General features: G+C 41.9%; 22 protein-coding genes. 10 read left to right on the top strand and 12 right to left on the bottom strand.

Annotation, left to right across the window (positions count from 1 at the left end; translation table 11 throughout):
- The first annotated feature begins 3 nt into the window (after positions 1-3).
- From CXF88_RS10265 to xthA, 9 genes are all read left to right on the top strand, one after another.
- The gene (locus CXF88_RS10265; protein ID WP_101087210.1) at positions 4-606 is read left to right on the top strand and encodes an aminodeoxychorismate/anthranilate synthase component II; all 603 of its coding nucleotides are present in this window, start codon (positions 4-6) and stop codon (positions 604-606) included.
- On the top strand, positions 606-1649 hold the full coding sequence (gene trpD, locus CXF88_RS10260) for an anthranilate phosphoribosyltransferase (RefSeq protein ID WP_101086753.1): 1044 nt from the start codon (positions 606-608) through the stop codon (positions 1647-1649). Before CXF88_RS10265 ends, trpD begins: the two co-directional genes overlap by 1 nt.
- On the top strand, positions 1642-3045 hold the full coding sequence (gene trpCF / locus CXF88_RS10255; protein ID WP_101086752.1) for a bifunctional indole-3-glycerol-phosphate synthase TrpC/phosphoribosylanthranilate isomerase TrpF: 1404 nt from the start codon (positions 1642-1644) through the stop codon (positions 3043-3045). The genes trpD and trpCF overlap by 8 nt, the downstream gene beginning before the upstream one ends.
- Positions 3046-3102: 57 nt before the next feature.
- Positions 3103-4314 carry a tryptophan synthase subunit beta gene (gene trpB / locus CXF88_RS10250; protein WP_101086751.1) on the top strand — a complete coding sequence of 404 codons (1212 nt, stop codon included), beginning with the start codon at positions 3103-3105 and terminating at the stop codon, positions 4312-4314.
- Positions 4307-5110, top strand: coding sequence for a tryptophan synthase subunit alpha (gene trpA / locus CXF88_RS10245; RefSeq protein WP_101086750.1), 804 nt, complete (start codon positions 4307-4309; stop codon positions 5108-5110). The genes trpB and trpA overlap by 8 nt, the downstream gene beginning before the upstream one ends.
- 91 nt (positions 5111-5201) lie before the next feature.
- The gene (locus tag CXF88_RS10240) at positions 5202-6095 is read left to right on the top strand and encodes a hypothetical protein (RefSeq protein ID WP_101086749.1); all 894 of its coding nucleotides are present in this window, start codon (positions 5202-5204) and stop codon (positions 6093-6095) included.
- A gap of 120 nt (positions 6096-6215) precedes the next feature.
- Positions 6216-6767 (top strand): septation protein A, encoded by a 552-nt coding sequence (locus CXF88_RS10235; RefSeq protein ID WP_101086748.1) that lies wholly within the window; start codon positions 6216-6218, stop codon positions 6765-6767.
- A gap of 35 nt (positions 6768-6802) precedes the next feature.
- Positions 6803-7102: a YciI family protein gene (locus CXF88_RS10230; RefSeq protein WP_101086747.1), complete on the top strand. Its 300-nt coding sequence runs from the start codon at positions 6803-6805 to the stop codon at positions 7100-7102.
- Positions 7102-7908: an exodeoxyribonuclease III gene (xthA, locus tag CXF88_RS10225; RefSeq protein ID WP_101086746.1), complete on the top strand. Its 807-nt coding sequence runs from the start codon at positions 7102-7104 to the stop codon at positions 7906-7908. Before CXF88_RS10230 ends, xthA begins: the two co-directional genes overlap by 1 nt.
- A 244-nt stretch (positions 7909-8152) precedes the next feature.
- Here the strand turns inward: xthA and CXF88_RS10220 are convergent, their stop codons facing one another.
- The 9 genes from CXF88_RS10220 to CXF88_RS10180 all read right to left on the bottom strand — a co-directional run bounded on the left by CXF88_RS10220 (position 8153) and on the right by CXF88_RS10180 (position 19536).
- Positions 8153-9388: a hypothetical protein gene (locus CXF88_RS10220; protein WP_242445131.1), complete on the bottom strand. Its 1236-nt coding sequence runs from the start codon at positions 9386-9388 to the stop codon at positions 8153-8155.
- A gap of 53 nt (positions 9389-9441) precedes the next feature.
- Positions 9442-11775, bottom strand: coding sequence for an EAL domain-containing protein (locus CXF88_RS10215; protein ID WP_101086744.1), 2334 nt, complete (start codon positions 11773-11775; stop codon positions 9442-9444).
- A 2-nt stretch (positions 11776-11777) separates the two neighbouring features.
- On the bottom strand, positions 11778-12452 hold the full coding sequence (locus tag CXF88_RS10210; RefSeq protein ID WP_242445130.1) for a hypothetical protein: 675 nt from the start codon (positions 12450-12452) through the stop codon (positions 11778-11780).
- Positions 12453-12709: 257 nt separating this feature from the next.
- Positions 12710-14155: a methyl-accepting chemotaxis protein gene (locus CXF88_RS10205; protein ID WP_101086743.1), complete on the bottom strand. Its 1446-nt coding sequence runs from the start codon at positions 14153-14155 to the stop codon at positions 12710-12712.
- A gap of 259 nt (positions 14156-14414) precedes the next feature.
- The gene (locus CXF88_RS10200; protein ID WP_101086742.1) at positions 14415-16658 is read right to left on the bottom strand and encodes a molybdopterin cofactor-binding domain-containing protein; all 2244 of its coding nucleotides are present in this window, start codon (positions 16656-16658) and stop codon (positions 14415-14417) included.
- Between the two features lie 2 nt (positions 16659-16660).
- Positions 16661-17113, bottom strand: coding sequence for a (2Fe-2S)-binding protein (locus CXF88_RS10195; RefSeq protein ID WP_101086741.1), 453 nt, complete (start codon positions 17111-17113; stop codon positions 16661-16663).
- A 2-nt stretch (positions 17114-17115) separates the two neighbouring features.
- On the bottom strand, positions 17116-17724 hold the full coding sequence (locus CXF88_RS10190; RefSeq protein WP_101086740.1) for a nucleotidyltransferase family protein: 609 nt from the start codon (positions 17722-17724) through the stop codon (positions 17116-17118).
- 21 nt (positions 17725-17745) lie between these two features.
- Positions 17746-18768, bottom strand: coding sequence for an XdhC/CoxI family protein (locus CXF88_RS10185; RefSeq protein WP_101086739.1), 1023 nt, complete (start codon positions 18766-18768; stop codon positions 17746-17748).
- Between the two features lie 123 nt (positions 18769-18891).
- Positions 18892-19536 (bottom strand): MBL fold metallo-hydrolase, encoded by a 645-nt coding sequence (locus tag CXF88_RS10180; protein WP_101086738.1) that lies wholly within the window; start codon positions 19534-19536, stop codon positions 18892-18894.
- A gap of 276 nt (positions 19537-19812) precedes the next feature.
- Between CXF88_RS10180 and CXF88_RS10175 the strand changes: the two genes are divergently transcribed.
- Positions 19813-21102, top strand: coding sequence for an alpha/beta fold hydrolase (locus CXF88_RS10175; protein ID WP_101086737.1), 1290 nt, complete (start codon positions 19813-19815; stop codon positions 21100-21102).
- Positions 21103-21213: 111 nt separating this feature from the next.
- On the opposite strand, the gene CXF88_RS10170 is transcribed toward CXF88_RS10175, so the two are convergent.
- From CXF88_RS10170 to CXF88_RS10160, 3 genes are all read right to left on the bottom strand, one after another.
- Positions 21214-21870 carry a nitroreductase family protein gene (locus CXF88_RS10170; RefSeq protein ID WP_101086736.1) on the bottom strand — a complete coding sequence of 219 codons (657 nt, stop codon included), beginning with the start codon at positions 21868-21870 and terminating at the stop codon, positions 21214-21216.
- Positions 21871-22154: 284 nt separating this feature from the next.
- A complete protein-coding gene (locus CXF88_RS10165; RefSeq protein WP_101086735.1) occupies positions 22155-22700 on the bottom strand; it encodes a thioredoxin family protein in 546 nt (181 codons plus the stop codon).
- Between the two features lie 222 nt (positions 22701-22922).
- Positions 22923-24392 carry an ATP-binding cassette domain-containing protein gene (locus CXF88_RS10160; RefSeq protein ID WP_101086734.1) on the bottom strand — a complete coding sequence of 490 codons (1470 nt, stop codon included), beginning with the start codon at positions 24390-24392 and terminating at the stop codon, positions 22923-22925.
- Between the last annotated feature and the right edge of the window lie 135 nt (positions 24393-24527).

Here is a 24527-nt window from a genome sequence, read left to right as displayed (position 1 = left end):
CGGATGAAAATATATTTACTCGATAACTTCGATTCGTTTACTTACAATCTAGTCGATCAATTCCGCAGCCTTGGCTGTGAAGTTGTCATTTATCGTAATGATGTCAGTGCCGATTATGTTGCTGAAAAACTCATGAATGAAACGGGTAAAAAGGCATTAGTGCTATCACCCGGACCTGGAGCTCCTCACGAGGCTGGCTGCATGATGGAACTCATTGGCAAAGTGGCTGGTAAAGTCCCGATGCTTGGCATTTGTTTAGGTCATCAAGCCATGGTTGAATATTATGGCGGCAAAGTAGAGCGAGCGCCGTTTGTTGTCCACGGTAAAGCCAGCCCGACCTTCCATAATGGTCAAGGCGTATTTGCAAACTTACCCTCACCATTACCGGTGGCCCGTTATCACAGCTTAGTTGCGACTAAGGTACCTGACTGCTTAGACGTTATTGCCACCACAGATGACATGCCAATGGCAATATTACATCCACAACATCAAGCTATGGGCTTTCAATTTCATCCAGAATCAATTTTAACCACCCTAGGCAGCCAGTTACTCACGCAGACATTAGCGTATTTAACCCAAGACCATGCCTTTACTGGAGGAGAATAATGGATAATCTGCAAACGTTATTCGACCATCTGTATCAAGGTAAGCCATTAACTCGTGAACAAATGGCACAAGTGTTTAGCGCTATTATTCAAGGTGATATGCAACCTGCAACCATGGCGGGTATGTTAGTGGCGCTAAAAATGCGTGGCGAAACCATTGATGAAATAGCCGGAGCGGCTGACGCATTGCGCCAAGCAGCTAAACCCTTTCCACGAAGTGATGCCTCAAAGCAAACTGGCATTGTTGATATTGTCGGTACTGGCGGCGATGGCCATAACACCATCAACATTTCTACTACTGCCGCTTTTGTTGCAGCAGCAGCAGGCGCAAAAGTAGCTAAACACGGTAACCGCAGCGTCTCAAGCAAGTCTGGCTCTTCTGACTTACTGTCACATTGCGGTATCGCGCTCACCATGGCGCCAGACGCAGCAAGCCAGTGTTTAGATAAGCTTGGCTTATGTTTTCTATTTGCGCCGCATTACCATGGCGGGGTGAAACATGCTGTACCTGTAAGACAAGCGTTAAAAACCCGTACTATTTTTAATGTGTTAGGCCCATTAATTAACCCTGCAAGCCCAGAATTTATGCTGTTGGGCGTATATACACTTGAACTCATCGAACCTATTGCACAAGTGTTACATGCCCTTGGCGTTAAACGCGCAATGGTGGTGTATGGCAGTGGCTTAGATGAAGTGGCGCTTCATGATAATACTCATGTGGCAGAACTAAAAGACGGTGTGGTGCGTACTTACCAACTGAGCCCTGAAGATCTCGGCGTTAACCGTGCAGACATATCGCAGTTAACGGGTGGAGAACCAGCTGATAATGCCTTAATCACCCAAGCCATTTTACAAGGTAAAGGTCTACCAGCACATAGAGATGCGGTGGCGATTAATGCAGGTTGTGCTTTGTATATCAGTGGTATTTGCGACTCAGTTCAAGCCGGTACTCAGCTAGCGCTCACGACACTCGCCAGCGGTACAGCTTTTACCTTATTAACCGATTTAGCTGCCGCGAGCCAAGCTGGAGAACACCATGAGTAAGCCAGAAAGTAATGTATTAACCCGTATCGTTGATACTAAAGTGGCACATATCGCCGCGCTAAAACTGCGTTTCCCTGAAGCCAGTCTACAGCCTAAAATATCTGACCGTAGCTTATACGATGCCCTGAAAGCACCTAATGCTCAGTTTATTTTTGAATGTAAAAAGGCCAGTCCTTCTAAAGGGCTTATTCGCCCTGTATTTGATGTTGAAGCCATCGCAGATATTTATGTCAATTACGCTGCAGGCATCTCTGTACTCACCGATGAACAATTTTTCCAAGGTGACATGGACTACATTCCAAAAGTCCGCGCCAGAGTGACTCAGCCCATTATCTGTAAAGACTTTTTTGTCGACCCGTATCAAGTGAAATTGGCGGCCCATCAAGGTGCTGATGCTATTTTACTCATGTTGTCAGTGCTTGATGATGAGCAATATCGTTTATTAGCCAGCGAAGCGGCTAAGTATCAATTAGATACCTTAACTGAAGTGAGTAACCAAGAAGAATTGATCCGAGCGATTGATCTCCTTGCCCCAATAATTGGTATTAACAATCGTAATTTACGCGACTTAAGTACTAATTTGGCGACAACTGAGTTATTAGCGCCACAGATCCCCGCAGACAGAGTCGTTATTAGCGAATCAGGTATTTATAACCATCAACAAGTTTGCCGCCTAAATCCATTGGTTGACGGTTATCTTGTTGGCAGTTCAATTATGGCGCAAGACGATATTGATTTAGCGTGCAGACAACTTATTTTTGGAAACAATAAAGTCTGTGGTTTGACTCGAATTGACGATATTGAGGCGGTGGCAACTGCTGGGGCGGTATTTGGTGGGCTAATTTTTCATCCCAAATCACCTAGAGCCGTAACACCAGCACAAGCAAGTGAATTAGTCGCCCAAATGCAGCAACGTAATATTGGCTTAAATATGGTGGGTGTGTTTGTTAATCACCCCGTTGCAGATATCGCTTCATTGGCCCAAACACTGAATCTTTTTGCAGTGCAATTACACGGCAATGAAACTGAACTTGAAATCACCGAATTAAAAGCGTTATTGAATCAACAGCAGCTAAAAACCGAGATTTGGAAAGCCGTTGCAATTGACAGCAACAGCGACGAAGTGAGTCAACAACCTGCTGGCGCCGATCGTTATTTATACGACAGCAAATCAGCACAACAATTTGGCGGCACCGGAAAAACATTCAACTGGCAAGCCAATATTGATGATAAACAAGATGCGATGTTGGCCGGTGGATTAACCCCTGACAATGTTTATCTAGCAAGCCAACAAGGATTTTATGGGGTCGACTTAAATTCAGGAGTAGAATCTACCCCTGGCCATAAAGACCATCAAAAACTGATTGCTGCATTTACTCAATTACGCCGTAATTAATTTTCTATTTACCACACCATTTTTAGTTAAAAACATGATTACTCGAAGGGAATATTTATGACCGAGCTCAAGCTTAACCCTTATTTCGGCGAATACGGTGGGATGTACGTACCGCAGATTTTAGTGCCTGCATTAAAACAACTCGAAACGGCCTTTGTTGAAGCACAACAAGATGAAAGCTTTATCGCTGAATTTACCGACCTGCTAAAGAACTATGCTGGCCGCCCAACAGCGCTAACACTGACCCGTAATTTAAGTCCAAATCCGTTGGTAAAAATTTACCTAAAACGTGAAGACTTACTTCATGGCGGCGCCCATAAAACCAACCAGGTATTGGGACAAGCGTTGTTAGCCAGACGCATGGGTAAAAAAGAAATCATCGCTGAAACCGGTGCGGGTCAACACGGCGTAGCCACTGCTCTAGCCTGTGCGCTTTTAGGCTTAAAATGTAGAGTCTACATGGGCGCTAAAGACATTGAACGTCAATCGCCAAATGTGTTCCGCATGAAATTAATGGGCGCTGAAGTTATACCGGTTACCTCAGGTTCATCAACCCTAAAAGATGCGTGTAACGAAGCCATGCGCGACTGGTCGGGCAGCTATGATAAAGCACATTACTTATTAGGCACCGCTGCTGGACCGCACCCATTCCCGACAATTGTGCGCGAGTTTCAGCGCATTATTGGTGAAGAAACTAAAAAACAAATTCTTGAAAAAGAAGGCCGTTTACCCGACGCCGTTATTGCCTGTGTTGGCGGAGGCTCAAATGCTATTGGTATGTTTGCTGACTTTATTGACGAAGCATCGGTTGAGTTGATTGGCGTTGAACCTGCAGGTAAAGGCCTTGATACGGCAATGCACGGCGCGCCGCTTAAACACGGTAAAACAGGTATATTCTTTGGCATGAAATCACCGTTAATGCAAAACAGTGACGGACAAATTGAAGAATCGTATTCAGTTTCTGCCGGACTTGATTTTCCATCGGTAGGCCCACAACATGCACATTTAAACGCTATTGGTCGTGCTCGTTATGAGTCTGCAACCGATGATGAAGCACTTGAAATGTTCCAAACACTCGCTCGTTGTGAAGGCATTATTCCTGCATTAGAATCAGCCCACGCACTTGCTTACGCCGTTCGCATGGCAAAGGAAGCCACTAAAGAAACCATTTTAGTGGTTAATTTATCAGGTCGTGGTGACAAAGATATTTTCACAGTGGCAGATATTTTAGAGGCCAAACAAAAACAACAGGAGAGCGGCAATGAGTAACCGTTATCAAGCAAAATTTGCTGCACTGAAAGCACAACATCAAGGCGCATTTGTTCCCTTTGTGACCATTGGCGATCCAAGTCCTGAATTATCGATGAAAATCATTCAGACCTTAGTTGATAATGGCGCTGATGCACTTGAATTAGGTTTTCCTTTTTCAGATCCATTAGCCGATGGCCCGGTGATACAAGGTGCTAACCTGCGCTCATTAGCGGCAGGTACTAAACAAAGTGATTGCTTTGACATTATCGCTAAAATACGTGCGCAATATCCTGAGCTGCCTATCGGATTATTGCTATATGCCAACTTAGTATTTGCTAATGGTATCGATTCATTTTATGCCAAAGCACAAGCTGCTGGTGTTGATTCTGTATTGATTGCCGATGTGCCTGTAGAAGAATCAAAACCCTTTAGTTTGGCTGCAAAAGCACATGGTATCGCGCCTATCTTTATTGCACCGCCTAATGCTGATGCTGACACCTTAAAACTGGTTAGTGAACAAGGTGAAGGTTATACCTACCTATTATCTCGTGCCGGCGTAACGGGCACTGAATCCAAAGCGGGTGAGCCAATTGAGAATATTCTGGCGCAACTGGTCGAATTTAATGCCCCACCGCCACTATTAGGTTTTGGTATTGCTGAACCGGAGCAAGTACGCGCCGCCATCAAGGCTGGAGCCGCGGGTGCTATTTCAGGTTCTGCCGTGGTTAAAATCATTGAAGCGCATCAACATGATGAAGTGACATTATTGGCCAAACTCGCCGAATTTACCGAAGCAATGAAAGCGGCTACATAACGACCAATTTCAGGTTGAAAAAGGAGCGATTTTATTGCTCCTTTTTTTATGTCCGTTATACTAGGATAAATATCAACCAATTCGGTATTATATGAAAAGTTCGTTAATAGGGATTTTAACGATTGCCATTCTATCTGTTATCTGCAGTTTTAAAACTGTGCCGACGTCTGAACAACCTAAAATTATTGTCACTTATAATGCTGCAATTCAAGGCACTGATCCAAAACAGGCATATTTTGTGTCGTTACTTGAACTTGCGTTAGAGAAAAGTCGCGATAAATATGGCGACTTTCAAATGAATGCCGCCATGATCCAAATGCCACAGGGTCGAGCACTTAAAATGGTGGCTGATAACACGATTATTGATGTTGTCTGGACCATGACCAGCATTGAACGAGAAGATCAATTACAAGCTATTTATGTGCCATTACTTAAAGGACTAATGGGTTACCGAATTGGGCTAATCCGTAAAAATGATCAAGCTAAATTTGACAACATAAACGCCATAGAAGACATCAAAAAGACCTTAATTGGCCAAGGCGCTGATTGGCCAGATGTACCTATTTTGCACAGTAATGGTTTTACCGTCACATCTGGCAGTGATAGTCGTTTAATAGCCATGTTACTGAAAGGTCGCTTTGACTACTATCCCCGCTCAATACACGAACCATGGCGAGACTTGGACCGTTATCCAGACCTAGCACTTGAACAAAAAATCTTATTAAAGTATCCCGCACCCATTTATTTTTTTGTCAGTAAAGACAACACATCCTTAGCTCAGCGCATCGAATACGGCCTCAGAAAAGCTATCGATGACGGTAGCTTCGATGACTTATTCTATAACCACCCAATCACTCAAGGTATGCTCAGTAAATCCGAATTAGATAACCGCACCGAATTTGTGCTGCATAATCCCTTTTTATCTAAAAAAAGTGCTGATCTACTAAGTGAAACTCAGTTATGGCTCACCTTAAAACAACAATGATCACTAAGGTTGCAATTGCACAACTGCTTATGGTTCATAAACACTATCTCATCATGTTACAATCGGCGTATATTGTCGTAGTGACAGCTGTTTGTTGTCCTTTTTCTGCAAGAGATTTTTATGAAACAACTGTTAGACTTTTTACCACTGGTCATTTTTTTTGCCGTTTACAAATTCTATGATATCTACGCCGCAACAGGAGTATTGATTGCTGCCACGGCTATTCAACTCGTCATTACGTATCTGATTTATAAACATATTGAAAAAATGCATTTAGCCACCTTCGCCATGGTGACTGTATTTGGTTCACTCACCCTATTTTTCCACGATGATGCTTTTATCAAATGGAAAGTCAGTATTGTTTATGCCTTGTTTGCTATAGGGTTAATTACCTCACAAATCATGGGGAAATCAGCGCTTAAGAGCATGTTAGGCAAAGAAATGAAAGTAGACGATAGAATATGGACTCAAGTCACATGGTATTGGGTTGGATTTTTTGTATTATGTAGTTTCGCCAATATATATATTGCGTTTAATTTACCTTTAGAAACCTGGGTTAACTTCAAAGTATTTGGCTTAACCGCCCTTACCTTAATTAACACAGTGATAACGGTAGTGTATCTGTATAAAAATATGCAAGATGACAACTCGCAACCTACTGATAACCAATAATTGTTTATGTAAAATCAAATAAAGGAAGCAGCTATATGTGGTATATGATTTCATCTCAAGATATTGAAAACAGTTTAGAAAAACGTTTATCTGTTCGTGCTGAACATTTAGCCCGTTTACAAGTTTTAGCCGATGAAGGCCGTTTATTAACCGCTGGACCACATCCTGCTATTGATAATGAAAATCCTGGTGAAGCGGGTTTCACAGGGTCATTAGTGGTTGCTGATTTCCCTTCATTAGAAGATGCACAAGCTTGGGCAGATGTGGATCCTTATATTGGTGCTGGCGTGTACAAAAGCGTTATCGTTAAGCCATTTAAACGAGTGCTTCCTTAATGAAAATAGTTTCTTTTAATATCAATGGTATTCGTGCTCGCTTGCATCAACTGCAAGCTCTCATCGACAGTCATTCACCCGATATAATTGGCTTACAAGAAACCAAAGTACATGACGAAGCTTTTCCTGTTGCTGACGTTGAGGCTATGGGGTACAAAGTCCATTATCATGGTGGCAAAGCACATTACGGTGTCGCTATGCTGTCAAAAGCAGAACCTCTTGAAATCATTAAAGGGTATGAAACCGATGATGAAGACGCGCAACGCCGTCTTATTATTGGTCAGTTCACACAAGATAATGGCCGTATATTAACGGTTTTTAATGGTTACTTCCCACAAGGTGAAAGTATCCATCACGAAACGAAATATCCAGCTAAGCGCAAGTTTTATCAAGACTTAATGCTGCATTTAGATAAACATCACAATCCAAGTGAAGACATCGCGATTATTGGCGACATTAATATTTCGCCAACCGATTTAGACATCGGTATTGGTGAGGTTAACGCCAAACGTTGGTTAAAAACCGGTAAATGTAGTTTCCAACCAGAAGAACGTGAATGGTTAGCGCGTTTACAGCAATGGGGCTTTATCGACAGTTTCCGTCAATTACACCCTACTCGCACTGAACGTTATTCATGGTTTGATTATCGTAGTAAAGGTTTTGATGATAACCGTGGACTTCGAATTGACGTCATTCTGGTCACAGAGTCAATGTTGCCACGTTTAGTTGAGTCAGATGTAGATTACGAATTACGTGGTATTGATAAACCATCAGACCATGCGCCAATTTGGAGCACATTTAGTTAATCGAAGTGGATGTTAACTGACCCTTAGATTAAACGATATGATGCTTGAACAAAAACGCTATGCCTAACAGCATAGCGTTTTTTTATGATTGTTGACTCTGCGTTAGCCATTAGCCCATGCTTGTAGTTAACCCATATTAGCCGTTAACTAACCTAAACTTGGAATAATAAACACCTTTCAAACTGCCCCTATCTTGCTAACTTTATCTTGCTAACTTTATTGAATTAACTTGCAGTAGGCTTAACTAAAAAAAGTAACGGCTAGATAGTTGCCATTGTTGCTCAAGCAGTTCGACCGATTCATTAAGATACGCTCTAGCAGGTCTAGTTGAATCGACAGCATTGTATTCAAATTGAATAAACCACGGTCTATCGAGTTGATATTGATATGCAAGGGTCAATGATTGGCCATCTTCATTATTATTATCTTCAGGAGTAAGATCATTATCGGTAACAGAAAAGTCTTCAACTCTTAAACTTAATCTGTGCTTGTCCCAACGTTTACTCAATAACACGTAACCCGACTGAAAATCATTATCGACCACAGGATAACCATCAGTGTTGGTCATTAAGGTGGTTCCTTGCATAAATTGACTGATTAAACTGACACCAAAAGGCAAACGCCATTTTGCGCCAACATGACCAAATCGGGTCAACCACACATATTGACCTTGCTTAACAATATGCGTATTGGCGTTATTGTCATAATAACCGGCTTGAACACTGCCTTTATTACGCCAAGTCCACTTTGCGAGTACATGCCCACCAATGCGGTCGTCAAGTTCAGTAAAAGGGTCTGAGTTAGCGGCTTGGGCCTCTAACATACCCCCCTCTGCCATTGCAGGAATGGCAGCGATGGGAATGGTTTGCTGCACTAATGTTTGTCTTGAGGTTTGAGTCCAGCCGTGCCAAGCCAGCATCGCGCCGGTGGTATCGTTAAACATAAAGGCTTCTGCAGTTAACGAAAAATCATGCTCTGATTGCCGATATTTCCCTAATGATTCAACCGTTGTCGACAGGCCAATGTGCCTAACCTCTTCGGCCAGCCAACTATTCATGGTTGAATAGTTTAAGGTGAAAGGTGATGCCCATGCGGTAGCAACATTTTCTAACGATATTTGCGGATACATCAAGCCAAACTGAACATCAAACCGAATACCTTGCTCACTCGGAATATCCCGATAACGTAAAATGGCTTCAGTGATACCTAACCCATTATTGATACCATCAACATATCCATTAGCCACAATACGACTCGACCAGGCATCGCCCCATTGGCTGTGATAACTTAACCCCAGTTGTGATAAGGCTAAGTGCGCGCCATAATTAACGCCAAACTTGCCCAATCCACCATCCAAATAAGAATCGATGCTATCGGCATAACCAACACGGACATCTATCACGCCACTGAAATCATGCTCAACATCTGCATGACCAATCACGTCATTATCCAATGGTTCGGCATAAATACTGCTACTCACACACAGTAAGCAACACACTATCCTTGTACGTAAGCCGCAAATAATCAATTCTCCTACAGGTAATCAGATTGCCCTAACCAGTCATTAAACTGTTGTTCAGGCAATGGTCGCGACAAATAAAAGCCTTGGCCCATTTCGCAGTTTAGATTGGTTAACCATTCTAAAGTAGCCTTGTCTTCAATGCCTTCGGCAACCACTTTAAGGCCTAAATTATGAGCTAATTGTAACGTCGATTGCACAATGATTTGGTCTGCTTCATTTTCAAGTAACTTTTGCACAAACGACTTATCAATTTTAAGTTCATCGACCGGCAGCTGTTTCAATTGTGCCAATGAAGAATAGCCAGTGCCATAGTCATCTATTGATAACGTGAGTCCATTTTGACGCAATAACGTGAGCTGTTTTATTGCCAGCTCGGGATCAGATACCACCGCATCTTCAGTTATTTCTAACGTCATCGCGGTAACAGGTACATTATGCTCAGCGAGGGCATTAATGACCCAGTGGCAAAACTGCTCGTCTTTTAAATTTTCAGCCGAAATATTTACTGCTATACACATATCAATGCCCAGTAATTGCCAACGATGATATTGAGCCATAGCTTCGGTAATCACCCAGCGGGTCAATGCATCCATTTGCATGGTTTTTTCAGCGATAGGAATAAACGTATCCGGTGGAATAATGCCTCTAGCGGGATGATCCCAGCGAACTAACGCTTCAACATGGGTAATTTTTTGTTTGGCTAAGTTTAATTTTGGTTGGTAGTAAAGCACTAACTGATTTTGCTCAATCGCCACTTTAAGCTCGTTAATGAGTTGAAAACGTTCAATGCTATTTTTATCGATATTGGCATCGTAGATTTGATAATCACGCTTATTTATTTTAGCGTGCTGCAAAGCCGTGTCAGCTTGTCTTAGCAGGGTAACAATATCTACGTTTGGCTGATAAAAACTGACACCAGCAGTAAACTGCAAATGTAACATTACATCTTGATAGTGATAATCTTGGCCAATCTGATCTTGGAGCTTTTTGAGAAGCACATCAAACGATTGATGTTCACAATGCTTAAATGCTAAAACGAACTCATCACCCGACAATCGATAAGCTAAGGCATCGGGATTAACCTCACATAAACGTTTAGCCACTTCTTTAATTACTTCATCACCTACAGCGTGACCTAAAGTGACATTAATTTCAGTCATACGGCGAATATTAATTAAACACAGCCCCATGGTTGACCCCGATACTAACCAAGGTTCAATCATGCGCTGTAATTCATTACGATTGCCTAAATTGGTTAATGGGTCATGATAGGCTTGATGAGCAATGGCTTTTTCTCGTTGTAGAATAGCTTGCTGCATCGAGGTAAATTCATTGGCTAATTGCTGTAGCTCAATACTGGAATCGACACTCACATTAGAATCATAATTACCTTGTGCGATAAAACGTGCCTGGGCAATTAACTGTGTAATAGGTCGAGTGATACTGCCCGATATCCAAAACGCCAACAGTAAGGACACCGGTAACATCATGACTAACACCGCAACTTGTTGTAACCACTGTGACTCTATTGAAGCCAATAAATCAGAGCGGGATTTATACATATAGGCATGTAGAGACTGACCATCGACTTCACCTAAAGATTGCTTCCAGAGAATATAATCGTGGTTGGTTTTCTCTTCAATGATATAACGCGATAATAATGAGCTTTCATCTTCAGGCAACGACAGACCTGAATGACCAATTTCAGTGACTTTACTTTCAGTTGTTAACATAAAACCGCTGTTTAAGCCGGTGAGCTTCTGCAACGAATTAGCTAAGGTATCATCGATAAGAAACCCAAAACCCACCCAACCGATAACGCTATTACCGCCACTAGTGAGTGGTGAAAACTTAATTTGATACAGTTTATTATCTAATAAATAGAATGGACTTAGTGTTTCAAATTCAGAACCTAACTTGTATCGAAACACCTCGTTCTGCTCCGAGCCCAGAGCAACGGCTTCACGACCTAATTCACCTTGTGAAGCCACCAGCTGGCCAATAACTTTACCTTCAGCAGACACCGCCATTGCTAAAGATGCATTAATCCGACTGCGATGATTATTTAACGCCACTAGAAAACTACGATTATCGCCATCAATAAAGATATCTTTTAAACCAAAATCCTTTGCGGCCGTCGCGGCAAATGCCGCCAAATAATAATTTCGGTTATCATATTGCGACTCGAAAACTAAACTCGCTACTTCAAGTTGATTGGCCACATACTGTTGCTCTAACCTTTGATTAGATTGATACGTTAACCAAAAAGACAAACTCAGTACGGCAATGATTAGCAATACAAAAAAAGCAAAAATCCGAGTTTGCAACCGATTAAAAAATAGCAATACTAGTATCCTTCTAAAAATTCAAATTCATCTAAACTTTGCTGGTTGGGAATATTATCAAATTCTGCCTGTAAGGTGATAGTCATAGCGTTATCTCTAGGGAAATGAACAGTTTTCACTTGCTGATTATCAGGCATTTTTAGCTGTGGATGCCACACAACCAGCTTGAAGTCATCAGCAGGTAAATCCGCAAATGTTACTATCCCTTCTAAATTGGTCACAGCATAATACGGGGTGTCGACCACCAATAAATGTCCAGACATCCAGTCATGAACATTGCAGCCCATAGACACATGCCCTGTTTGCTCAAATCTCAATATTTGCTGTTGTTGCTGATGACGAAGTTTGAATGAAAAACGCTTCGGCCCTAATGCAGAAAAAATATGATGAGTAATATCATCTTCATTGACAAAAGCCACATCATTGCCTTTTTGTACAACAGTAATATAGGGAGAAAACTGCTTATCTTTTTGATGAACTTCAGCTTTTGGCGGAGCAACGGTGGTAACAATATTGGCAGGGTCGCTGGGGAGTAAATACACCACCATGTTTTGTGCTGGTTGGCCTTGGGCATTTAACACCGCAATACTCTGCGGTGCTGCGATCGCGGCAGAGGTACTCAATAATACACAGCTTAAGGTCAGCGCGATAACAACGCGCGTAGAGATAATAATCATTGATACTCCTAATGATGTTTGCCGAATAACACAATAAAGCGCCGCAATAAGGTGGCGATGACACATACACCATGCTATTCACAGATATCTAATAGTATAGTGCGACTAACTCAAGTGGTGTTCGACGACTAAATTAGAGTCAATACACTTAAACCACCACTTAACAACTTAGTAACAGACCAGATACCTTAGTACTTTATTTCAAGCTAATCAAAAATATATCAACGATCTCCTCTTTAATGATAAGGCTGTAAGCGCTAGATTTTATATTGACTTAAAATCGCAGCTAAACCTTTAGACGATTGATTCAAATCTTTAGCTAATACACCAGCTTGTTTGGAAGTACTGCGAATCGTTTCCGATTGATGACGAATTTGATTAAGTTGTGAGGCGATATCCCTCGCAGACATGCTTTGTTGTTCCGCGGATGCGGCTATTTGGCTGCTCATATCGAACACCGCATTAATAGACTCAGCCATATGAGTAATATCATCACCGACCGCCTTAATGCTCGCACTCCCTTGGTCTGCTTCAGCAACAATCACATTGGTAATACTGGTCAGTTTTTTAGAACCTTGTTGCAACCCTTCAATCATGTTTTGAATTTCTACGGTGGCTTTTTGGGTACGCCCCGCAAGGGTTCGCACTTCGTCCGCCACCACAGCAAAACCACGACCTTGCTCCCCGGCACGCGCCGCTTCAATGGCAGCATTTAATGCCAATAAATTGGTTTGTTCAGAAATACTATCAATGGTAGTAACAGCATCATTAATTTGGGTGGCATCGCGGGAGAGCTGCTCGACAGATGAAAACGCTTCAGCGATACGCTCAGACAAATAGCTAATACGTTTGACGGCATCGTTAATCTTACTTTGGCTTTGATCCATTTGCGTTGCATTTTGCTTAGTATTTAATGAGGTATCACTCGCGTGATGTGACACATCGGCTATGGCGGCCGTCATTTGATCCATGGCGTGTGCCACTGAGTCTAAAAAGTGATGTTGCTGATCAATCAGCTCGTCGTTGGTACTGGCTTGATGATTAAACTCGTTAGCGGCAACAGCCAAGGTTTCAGCATTACTGCGGATAGCACTGACCATTTCACTCATATTATCGGCGCAACGATCAATATCTTTGGCGATTAAACTGAAGTCGTCTGTACCAAAAAAATTTAACCTCATGGTTAAATCACCGTCAGCTAGACGCTTGATTGCCATGTACATTTCCCATAAACCTCCCCCTAATGAGGTTGAGATCCAGTAACTCAACTGAAATAAGGGTAATAAACCCACCAATGCGATTATTAACATAAAACTAGTTTGGCTTAACGGCTCTTGTTCCGACGGTTGTACATTTTGACTCATCGTTAAAAATTGGTTGCCCACACTCGCCGATGCCGTCACTACATCGCCACTACGTAACGTATTGTCGCGCCCAGATAGCTGCAATTGATTTTCTTGGGCAAATTGCTTAAGGGCATCATTTGCTAAACCTTGATTATTAGCAACCGAAGCATAACTTTCAATACTTGCTTTAACACGTTGTAACGATGTTTGTTCAATTAAGTCGTTTGTTTGTTGGTAATTCATTAGCGCTACAACACTGGTGATCAATGCCACAAGTGAACAAACCACCCAAAATTTTCCATTTAGGCTGAATTTAATCAAAATTGCATCAATTTTTCTAAACTGGATTTGCTTCATATAAGCTTCCTAAGGCAATTGGCCATTATCTCAACAGTGAGAACAAAACGACATAAACGAATAACACCCACACAAACGCCAATTAATATTATAGAAGAGTCTGATTATTCAGATTCAATTACTATTCAATAACCAACATTTTTAAATTTTTTTGTTTGCACACAATAATAATGCCTAAGTGCGCATACACTTAGGCATTTGGCTTATTTATTATCGGCTTAAGATAATAAAACTTAAGTGCTATAGCTCACGAAAATGGCTAGATCGATAAAAACTTATTAAGCGGTAAATCGCGATATCTGATCCCCGTGGCCGCAAAAATTGCATTGGTTAAACTCGGTGCAACAGGCGGTACGCCTGGCTCACCAACACCGGCAGGTTTTGCCGTAGACTCAATAATATAGGTCTCAATATCTGGGCATTGCGGTAAACGCAATAACGGATAATCATGGAAGTTAGATTGTTCAACCTTGCCATCTTTAAAGCTGATTTCGCCCATCATGGCTAAACTTAGCCCAAAAATGATTGCGCCTTCTAGTTGTGATTTAACCCGATCAGGATTAACCACTCTACCGGCGTCAATCACCGCTATGGATTTCAATACTTTAAGCTGTTTATCCACCACTTCAACTAATGTTGCTACCGCAACATAGCTAACAAAACTGCGATGAACAGCCATACCCCAACCTTGGTTTTCAGCCGCTTTAGGCGCATCTGCCATTGCAGCTTCTAACTTATCTAACACCTTATGATAACGGCCCACATCAACGGGATGATCCGCTAACTCCTCACCGTAATTACCATAAGTAAAAGCTTGATTTTCAAACGGCTCAATTCGAGATGGACCTAATAAATCACGCCACATTTGCACACAGGGTTTGTTAGCATTTACCGCTATTTCGTCGACAAAACTGCCAATACCAAAAGCATGTTGAATATTACATACTGATCGCATCCAACCTATACGAGTGTGTGCAGGAGCTTTAACGGCTTCAAGTTGGATATTTTTAAGGGCTAGCGGTACATCGCTAAAACCTAAATCAAGTTCGCCAGCTGAAGGATATTCAACACCTTCGGCAAATGTTGAACTAATTGAAGGGAAACCAGTACGCGCTAACAATGCTGTCGGCATCTTATTGCTGTCTAATGCAACTTGATACATCTGTGCACTGATCGCATGGTAATAACCGTTTTGAATTTCGTCTTCTCGACTCCAGCAGACTTTGATCGGCTTATTGAGTTTTTGCGATAAAATAGCAGCTTCAACACTAAAGTCCGGCTTAGATTTACGTCCAAAACCACCGCCCAACAAAGTCACATTAACCGTAACTTGCTCTTCTTTAAGCCCTAACGCACCTGCCACATTTTGCTGGGTACTTTGTGGTGTTTGGCTCGATGCCCACAACTCACAACCTTCAGCCGTCACATTCGCCGTTGCTACTGGCGGCTCCATCATTGCATGAGTTAAATACGGAACGGTATAAACGGCCTTAACCGTAGAAGCTTGTGGCCAATCAGTAACAGACTCACCTAATTGACGCATCACTTTACCCGGTTGGTTAACTCGCTCGACCAAGCCTTGCAAATATGTCTCTGAGTCATGACTATCATTAATCGATTTAGACCAGGTAATGGTTAACGCTTTACGTGCTTCAATTGCACTCCAGCTGTTTGTTGCAATCACGGCAACCCCACCTAGAGCTTGGAATAATGGCGCACCTTTAGGCACTGGCAAAGTAATAATATCAACCACCCCAGCAATCTTACGGGCTTTTGCATCATCAACACTAACCACATCACTGCCTAATACTGGCGGACGAGTGATACTGGCATACAACATTCCATCGAGTTTAATATCATATCCGTATATTGCTTTACCCGTTAGCATCGCATCCATGTCGACAATGGTGTGGGATTGACCGATATGAGTGAATTCACTTTCGGGCTTGAGCACAACCGAATCTAACTCTGGCATCGCTAATGTCGCTGCAACTAGTGCTAACTCACCGTAAGTAAGACTCTTTTTACTGCCTTTGTGATGGACTTTATGAGCTTTAGCGTACACTTCAGTCACTGGAACTTGCCATATTTGTGCTGCGGCTTGTTCAAGCATGGTTCTGGCGGTTGCGCCCATTTGGCGCATACGTTGATAATGCTTACGGATACTGCGGCTACCATCGGTATTTTGGCTGCCGTAACGTTTATCTGCTAAACCTTGAACCACGACAACCTTATCCCAATCAGCTTCCAATTCATCAGCTAAAATTTGTGGTATGCCCGTTCGGATCCCTTGTCCCATCTCAGAGCGATGACAGGTCAAATACACCTTATTATCTTCCCCAATGGCCACAAACAAGTTCATCATTGCTTGCTTGTCTTGAGCTAACGCCATTGGGCTCCAACTTAAGCCTGTTGCGCCTAACGCTAATCCACCACCGACTGCACCAAATATCTTTAATACGTTACGACGACTAATATTTTCAACTGCTGTGAATGTGGTCATGATCACGCCTCCGAAGCCGATTGAATAGCGGCTTTTATCCGTGGATAAGTCCCACAACGACAAATATTACCCGACATGGCATCGGCTATTTGTGTTTCAGTAGGTTTGGGCGTCGAGGTTAATAACGCAGCAGCAGACATCAACTGCCCCGCCTGACAATAACCACATTGCGGTACATTATGTTCTAACCAAGCTTGCTTTAACTTTTCAGCCTCAAGACCTTCAATAGTGGTAACTTGCTTGCCTTGCACTTGTTTTAAACTGGTTAAACACCCGCGCATAGGACTACCGTCAACATGAATAGTGCATGCCCCACAGAGCCCTGCGCCACAACCAAATTTGGTACCAGTTAGGCCTAATATGTCACGCAATGCCCAAAGAACGGGCATATTAGGGTCAGCATCGAGGGTGAAATCCTTTCCATTTACCATCAGTTTTTGTGTTGGGGTTGTCATAATTAATCCTTATTATCTAACCAACGAGCTAAGTCAGCTGGTGTATCAATATCAAATTGCGCTTGTTCCATCTGAACAACGTTCAAGCTATTATTTTTATCATGTTGTTTTAAAATGCTTTTAGCACCTTTATCGCCATCAATCGACATCAAAACATTAATATCTTCAGCTAAAAAAATAGCTGGAACACCCACATTTTGCAGGTAAAAAGCGCAAGTAGTTAAGTTATTACGAATATAGGCTTCTATCAATTGCAAATACTCTGTCTCTTGCAAAGCCACTTGGTCGGCTAATACGATTAACAATGCTTCTGCTTGTTGGCTTTGAGCATATCGCCCTGCAAGTTTTACCGAGGTTGATAAGCCTAACTGCCAATTATCATTGATGAGCCGATGATGATCCGCGGTGATCGCCAATACTTCATCCGTTTGATGTGCACCTAACATTACCACCGCTGGGGCGATACCTACTGCGGTGGTGACGCGATCGAGAGTCTGCAGGCAATGCTCAAGTAAGCTTAGTTCGCCTTGCACTTTAGCGACAATTTTAGCACCGTTAAAACGACTGCTAGCGCCAGCGGCTAAGATTACAGTAACAATTTTAGGCTTCATGAATGCATGTACTCTGAGAGTTTATGACAACATCACCGTATCAAGGCTGGTTAACTGACTTTGATACAGCACGCCATGGCATTGGGATAATATACTGAGCCCAACCGAACCAGGCAGCTCGCCGCCTAATGCTAACCCTGCAGGTGCCGAAAAATAGCCACTAAAATCATCGACACTGAGTTCAGCCATGCTCAACACCTTGTCACGACGATGGGTAGGACCCAATAACGAAATATAAGCCAAAGGTATGGTTTGGAGTACCTGTAATGTTTTAGCATCAATTTGTAAATTATGGCTCATCACAAAGGCGGCATCTAAACTAGCCAAAAGTGTTGTAGACACTTCTGCTGTTGGTTTCTTGATGATCTGACATCCAGGAAAATCATAAGTACGCGCATAAGCAGTACGTTCATCAAACACACTGACTTTCCAACCAAGTGTTTGCGCCATTTGTGCAATAGGTTGTGCATCTAAGCCACCACCAAAAATACCAATGTGAACTGGTGGTCTAACTGGAATATGCAACACAGTATTATCTTGATCGACTACAGCGCGAGTTTTACTATTGAGAGTGACAGATGTTGATAGCTCGGCGTCTTGTTCGACAAAGTGACCACTTAGTTTATTGACCGGCGTGGCATCTGCAACAACATCAATTTGATACACACCTGCATGACCACGCATTAAGGCGTCATGAACACTCACCAAACCAAGATAATTGTTCGATTTATTTAACGACACCATCATGATATTAACAATACCACCACAGCCCAGCTGATAACTGGTATCAGACTCATCGGTTGCGTCATAGGTTAACTGAATAACTTGCTGAGTTTGAATCGCACGTTGGGCGTGACGACGTAAATCCGCCTCAAGACAACCACCACTTAACATCCCTAGGCTTTTACCCATTGGATGAAATAGCATTATGGCGCCAGGTTTGCGGTAAGAAGACCCTTGTACTTGGGTAAGAACGGCGAGTACCCAGTCTTCTTGATAAGAAGGTAACCAGGTATCGAGTAAATCAACGAGGTGTTGAACCATGTTGGCTGTCCATCATTTGTAAACGCATTATCTTAAGCTAACAGACTGCGTTTACAATGCAAAGAATCAATGGTTTCAACTTATTAATAAATAACCTCAATGACCTGATCACATAACAATTTGTTAATCAAATAACTGATCGGCAACAAAAGGGTTATGTTGTCGCTCATCAGCGAACGTCGACATAGGCCCATGACCGGGAATAAAACTGACATTGAGCCCTAATGGCCATAATTTGGTGGTAATGGAGTGAAGTAAATCTTGATGATTAGATTGCGGAAAATCAGTTCGACCAATTGAGCCTCTAAAAAGCACATCGCCAACCCAAGCTAAATCAGCCATTTTATCATAAAAAACAATGTGTCCGGGTGTATGCCCTGGACAATGCAACACCTGTAAATGTTGTTCTCCCACACTCACTTCATCACCTTCATTAAGGTACTGATTCGGCTCAAAAGCTTCAGCGCGTGGAAAACCAAAGTTTTGACTTTGTTTAACTAAATTTTCTAACCAAAATTTATCCGCTATGTGCGGGCCTATAATCGGAATAGCTAATTTTTTGGCTAATTCAGCTGCACCACCAACATGATCTATATGACCATGGGTTAATAATATTTGTTCAACACTTAACCCTAACTTAGCCACCTCAGCTAAAATTCGGTCAATATTGCCACCAGGATCAACAACCGCAGCCTTTAAGGTCTTTTCGCACCATATAACACTACAATTTTGCTGAAAAGGCGTTACGGGGATGATTTGATACTTCATCGACAACCTCGTTCTTTATGATCATTCGGTTAATTATCAGTTAATTTTACCTAGGCAGATTTGATCTAGATACCTATTTAATGTGATTTCCATCGAGTTACCGATTGTTAATCGTTAAGATGGCTCATAAAATAGTACCATTCGCGCCTAAATAAGCGCCCAAACACCGTATGAATCAAACCATATAGATGCGCCTCTAACACCAAAAAATAGCACCGGTACATCAGAGTTTGAAGAAATTTGCTGTCCCATTAATCAACACTGAATAGGCATTATATGCACACAGAACTCACCTTAGCAGACATTGTTGCTCGTAAGCACTTTTTCTCTGTGCCGTTAGACTATCAACAAAGTCCAAGTAAACAGATTACAGTTTTCGCTCGGGAAATTGTCAGCGTTGAGAACCAACATAAAAAGTTGCCTTATTTAGTGTTTTTTCAAGGTGGGCCAGGATTTGGTGCCGTCAGACCGATCAGCAATAACGGTTGGATAAAACGTGCGTTAACTGAATATAGAGTATTATTACTCGATCAACGGGGCACCGGACTATCAAGCCCGGTTAATGCCACCAGCTTAAGCTACATGAGTTCAACAGACCAAGCGGACTACCTAAGCTTTTTCCGTGCAGACAATATTGTTCGAGATGCGGAGTATATTCGCGCAAAATTATCGCCAGACCAACCTTGGAGTATTTTAGGCCAAAGTTTTGGTGGGTTTTGTGTATTGCATTATTTGTCTGCTGCGCCAGAAGGCCTCAAAGAGGCATACATTACTGGTGGTATTCCTTCACTAGACCGCCCTGCCGAAGAGGTTTATCAAGCCACTTATCAACGTGTCATCGCTAAAAACAATGACTTTTTCAAGCGTTTTAGTGATGCACGCACCTTAGTCGATGACTTAGCAAAATACCTTTACGAAAACAAAGTCTACTTAGCCACTGGCGAGCAACTCACGGTCGAAATGTTGCAGTTGCTAGGCATTAATATCGGTATGGAACAAGGCCCTGAAGCGGTTTACTATCTGCTTGAACAAGCCTTAATTGAAACGCCGCATGGTATCGACATTAATCCACTGTTTTTGCATCAGTTCAGTCAATTTCTCGACTATAACACCAACCCTATTTTTGCATTAATGCATGAGTCTATTTATTGTCAGCAACAAGCATCAACTTGGGCCGCACACAGAGTACGAGCTCAATACAGCCAATTTAACTATCGTCCTGACAAACCATTATTGTTCACTGGCGAAATGGTCTATCCGTGGATGTTTGCCCAATTTGAACAACTCATTCCACTGCAACAAGCCGCTGAACTTATCGCAGCGAAAAAAGACTGGCCTGCGTTATATGACCTAGAGAAACTGGCGAATAATAAAGTCCCGGTTGCAGCCGCGATATACAGCGAAGATATGTTTGTCGAAATGCAATACAGTTTAGAAACCACTAAAAAAGTGGCTAACCTTAAGTACTGGCTCACATCAGAATATGAGCACAATGGTATTCGTATGGACGGCGAACGCGTACTCGATAAATTGATCAGCCTCAATCGTGGCCACTGTTTGCGCTAGTGACTCAACACTGGTCAACGTGTTCAGCTTCAATAACATAAAAAAGGGGCATAAGATTACTCTTATACCCCTTTTTTATTAACATCAGCCGCGTAAATAGCGACTTGTTAATTATAAAACCTGTAACACTTGATCAATGTTTAAACGAGATTTTGGTAACTTGGCGTTGTAGTCTTCATCTGAATGATGATAACCAAATGCTAATGCAACTTCACACACATAACCGTCCAGCTCTTTAGCAAATATTTGACCTAGCATTTCACTATCAACACCTTCCATTGGCGTAGAGTCGATACCAAGACGCGCTAGCGTATGCATAGTGTTACCTAGTGCTAAATAGGTCTGTGACTTAGTCCAAGCCGCATTGTTACCCGCTTCATCAGTGTTTAAGTCAACAAATGCGTATCCACCAAACGCAGCTTCGCGATCTTCAGGCTTAGTACGGCCATCAATAATGCCTTGATCTACCACTTTGGCATAATCTTCACGGGTATACTTAGGGTTATATGCAAACAATATAGTATGTGAAGCCGTTTTAGCATGCGGTTGATTAAACTGAAACTTATTAGCATAAGAGTCATGTAAACGTTGCTTGGCCTCGTCACTTTCAATCACGATAAACTTCCATGGTTGAGAGTTAATTGATGACGGCGATAACACCATAGCATCATAAATCACGGCTAAATCTTCTTTTGGCACGTGTTTAGTCGCATCGTAGCGTTTAGCGGTGTAGCGTTTTTCTAAATCAGCAATAATGGCATTGGTCATGTGATATCTCGATTTTAACAATCATTAAAAGGACTGGCAGTTAACGACATTGATTAATACTGTTGATTAATATCATCGAGTAACTAACCTTGTTAGTCACAACCATTGGTCGTAAATAACATCTAAAACTCAAACTAAACACAGAAAAAACAAAATACAAAATAACAATAAATACAATTAGTTAACAACACAGTTAACTTAAAAATTTCTTTGCATTATTATTGTGCTTAAAAACAATTTTTCAAGGTTTATAGCTCATTAAATTTATCGCTAACAAAAATGGCTTATCGCCATTTAATAGAGCAACCCATGCTGGCTGTTTGTTGTTTAGGCCCTTTGCCTATTGCAGCAATCATTTGCATGGCTTGTAGTAGTTCAGGTTCTCTGTTCGGCGCATCTTGCAAACGCGCATCATCTAACCTGCCACGATATTGCAATTCACCGAAATGATTAAAACCAAAAAAGTCAGGAGTGCACACTGCACCATATTGCTTAGCCACTTGCTGATCTTCGTCCACTAAATAAGCAAATTCAAAACCATGTTGCTTGGCAAAACGCAGCATATTTTGTGGCGAGTCAGCCTCAACATCATGATAATCATTAGACATGACCGCTAACACATTGACGCCTTCAGCCATTAATTGCTTTGTATCCGCAGCTAAACGCATCGCAATGGCTTTAACATAAGGACAATGATTACAAATAAACATAATCAATAAGCCCTTTTCACCTAAGTGATCACTCATGGTAAAAGCATTACCATTGGCATCTTTCAAGGTGAAATCAGGGGCTTTCCAGCCATAATCGCAAATGGGTGTATCAAGTAGCATCAGTATCCTTTAGCGTGTCGCTGTATGTCTATAGCCCTATTACAGCTCAATTCACTCAATATTCAAGGCTATCTGCATTAATGTGGTTATGATATACAAAAGTTTAATCGCCATATACAGCATAATAATTGAAACATTATCAATTATTATTAGAAAATAAACTCACAAACAAAAATAGCCAACCTAAGTTAGCTATTTAGAGACTCTTTAAACACGACGGTATTACCCCTGAGAAACCACCGCCCGATAACCATCTTGGTTTTCATCTTGCACAAACTCAATATAATGCTGAATACTGTCTAGGCTATCTTCTTGATAATGCGAGACATACAACAATTGACTTAAGTGTTCTTTGGCAATGAGTTCAAGGGCATTTTTAATCAGTCGGCGCCCCAAATAATCCAAACCTTGATAAGGCTCATCGAGGATCAATAAGGTGGGTTGTTTCACTATGGCACGAGCAATGAGTAATAAGCGTTGTTGGCCATATTCTAATTGTCGAAAAGCGGTTTTACTTAAATGGCCCATGTGTAAAATGGCCAACCATTCTGTAGCGACAGATATTTGTTGTGCCGTCGGTTTTTGGTACAAACCAATAGAATCATAAAAGCCAGAAACAATCACATCCAGTGCACTGCAATTAACCCGGTATTGAAGATGTAATGCCGAAGACACCATACCGATGTGTTTTTTAATTTCCCAAATACTTTCGCCAGAACCTCTTTTGTTACCAAAAATATCAATGTCATTACTGTAACATTGTGGATGGTCACCAAAAATAAGCCCAAGCAAAGTACTCTTACCGCAACCATTTGGCCCTTTGACCTGCCAATGCACGCCATTATCAATACGCCAGTTCACACCCGAGAAAATCACTTTATCGCTGTAAGCCACTCGTCCATTGTTTAACTGAAAAACCGGGTTAGCAAATACTGGTTTGTGTCTGTGACGACGAATAAGCGCTAACATATCATCGCTTTGTTGACCCGCTTGCGCCGTTAACTGGGCTATAACCGGATGGTTATCCCACTGTAATTTGGTCATCATACTGTCTAATTTACCATGACTAAACATAGCAACATGTTCAATCCAATCTGGCATATCCTCTTCACGCGACACCACGACCAGTATCTGTTTAGTTTGAGATAATTGTTGTAAATATTCTGTGAGAGTCTGTCTGTGCGCAACATCAAGGCCTGCATAAGGTTCGTCGAGCACTAAAAAAGGCACTTGAGTTGCCACTGCACGGGCAAGCATTACTCGGCGGCCTTCACCGGTAGACAATTGAGCAAAAGGACTTAAGCTTAAATGCGTTAAATCTAATTGCTGCAGCAATTGATGGGTTAAGTCATTGTCATGGCATTGATTAAAAACAACCCCAAACACGGTCGTTTTAGGATCGGTATATCCCAGTGACTCGCTGTCATCTTGCTCTAAAATAGCTTCAAGCAGTGATTGTTGCTCAAGCAATGACACTAATGCCACACAAGCTGGCGTGACACCGGTAATATCGCCACTATACGTTAAGGTTTGTGCATCAACTTGCTGGGTTAATAACTGACCAAGTAATGCACCGACATCACCTTCGGTGCTAAATACCCCCCAAGATTGTTGTGATTCAATCACCCAATCATCAATATCGACAGTGACACTCGATGAACAACACTGCAACTGCGTAAATCTGATTTCCATCTTGCCACTTATCCTAATATTTAACCTGAACTAGGTTTAATCAAGTCGATTTATCACTTGAGTGTCTCATAAGAGACTAAAAAAAATCGACAAAAAAGCAGAACATTTTATGTTCTGCTTTTGGATGTCATTCAA

Source organism: Shewanella sp. ALD9, assembly GCF_002836315.1.
Lineage (GTDB): Bacteria > Pseudomonadota > Gammaproteobacteria > Enterobacterales > Shewanellaceae > Shewanella.
This window is presented reverse-complemented; position numbering and strand designations above follow the sequence as displayed.

Bases quoted from the DNA above. Each gene is read 5' to 3' on its own strand.
- CXF88_RS10265 (WP_101087210.1), top strand. From the start codon at position 4: ATGAAAATATATTTACTCGATAACTTCGATTCGTTTACTTACAATCTA.
- trpD (WP_101086753.1), top strand. From the start codon at position 606: ATGGATAATCTGCAAACGTTATTCGACCATCTGTATCAAGGTAAGCCA.
- trpCF (WP_101086752.1), top strand. From the start codon at position 1,642: ATGAGTAAGCCAGAAAGTAATGTATTAACCCGTATCGTTGATACTAAA.
- trpB (WP_101086751.1), top strand. From the start codon at position 3,103: ATGACCGAGCTCAAGCTTAACCCTTATTTCGGCGAATACGGTGGGATG.
- trpA (WP_101086750.1), top strand. From the start codon at position 4,307: ATGAGTAACCGTTATCAAGCAAAATTTGCTGCACTGAAAGCACAACAT.
- CXF88_RS10240 (WP_101086749.1), top strand. From the start codon at position 5,202: ATGAAAAGTTCGTTAATAGGGATTTTAACGATTGCCATTCTATCTGTT.
- CXF88_RS10235 (WP_101086748.1), top strand. From the start codon at position 6,216: ATGAAACAACTGTTAGACTTTTTACCACTGGTCATTTTTTTTGCCGTT.
- CXF88_RS10230 (WP_101086747.1), top strand. From the start codon at position 6,803: ATGTGGTATATGATTTCATCTCAAGATATTGAAAACAGTTTAGAAAAA.
- xthA (WP_101086746.1), top strand. From the start codon at position 7,102: ATGAAAATAGTTTCTTTTAATATCAATGGTATTCGTGCTCGCTTGCAT.
- CXF88_RS10210 (WP_242445130.1), bottom strand. From the start codon at position 12,452: ATGATTATTATCTCTACGCGCGTTGTTATCGCGCTGACCTTAAGCTGT.
- CXF88_RS10205 (WP_101086743.1), bottom strand. From the start codon at position 14,155: ATGAAGCAAATCCAGTTTAGAAAAATTGATGCAATTTTGATTAAATTC.
- CXF88_RS10200 (WP_101086742.1), bottom strand. From the start codon at position 16,658: ATGACCACATTCACAGCAGTTGAAAATATTAGTCGTCGTAACGTATTA.
- CXF88_RS10195 (WP_101086741.1), bottom strand. From the start codon at position 17,113: ATGACAACCCCAACACAAAAACTGATGGTAAATGGAAAGGATTTCACC.
- CXF88_RS10190 (WP_101086740.1), bottom strand. From the start codon at position 17,724: ATGAAGCCTAAAATTGTTACTGTAATCTTAGCCGCTGGCGCTAGCAGT.
- CXF88_RS10185 (WP_101086739.1), bottom strand. From the start codon at position 18,768: ATGGTTCAACACCTCGTTGATTTACTCGATACCTGGTTACCTTCTTAT.
- CXF88_RS10180 (WP_101086738.1), bottom strand. From the start codon at position 19,536: ATGAAGTATCAAATCATCCCCGTAACGCCTTTTCAGCAAAATTGTAGT.
- CXF88_RS10175 (WP_101086737.1), top strand. From the start codon at position 19,813: ATGCACACAGAACTCACCTTAGCAGACATTGTTGCTCGTAAGCACTTT.
- CXF88_RS10170 (WP_101086736.1), bottom strand. From the start codon at position 21,870: ATGACCAATGCCATTATTGCTGATTTAGAAAAACGCTACACCGCTAAA.
- CXF88_RS10165 (WP_101086735.1), bottom strand. From the start codon at position 22,700: ATGCTACTTGATACACCCATTTGCGATTATGGCTGGAAAGCCCCTGAT.
- CXF88_RS10160 (WP_101086734.1), bottom strand. From the start codon at position 24,392: ATGGAAATCAGATTTACGCAGTTGCAGTGTTGTTCATCGAGTGTCACT.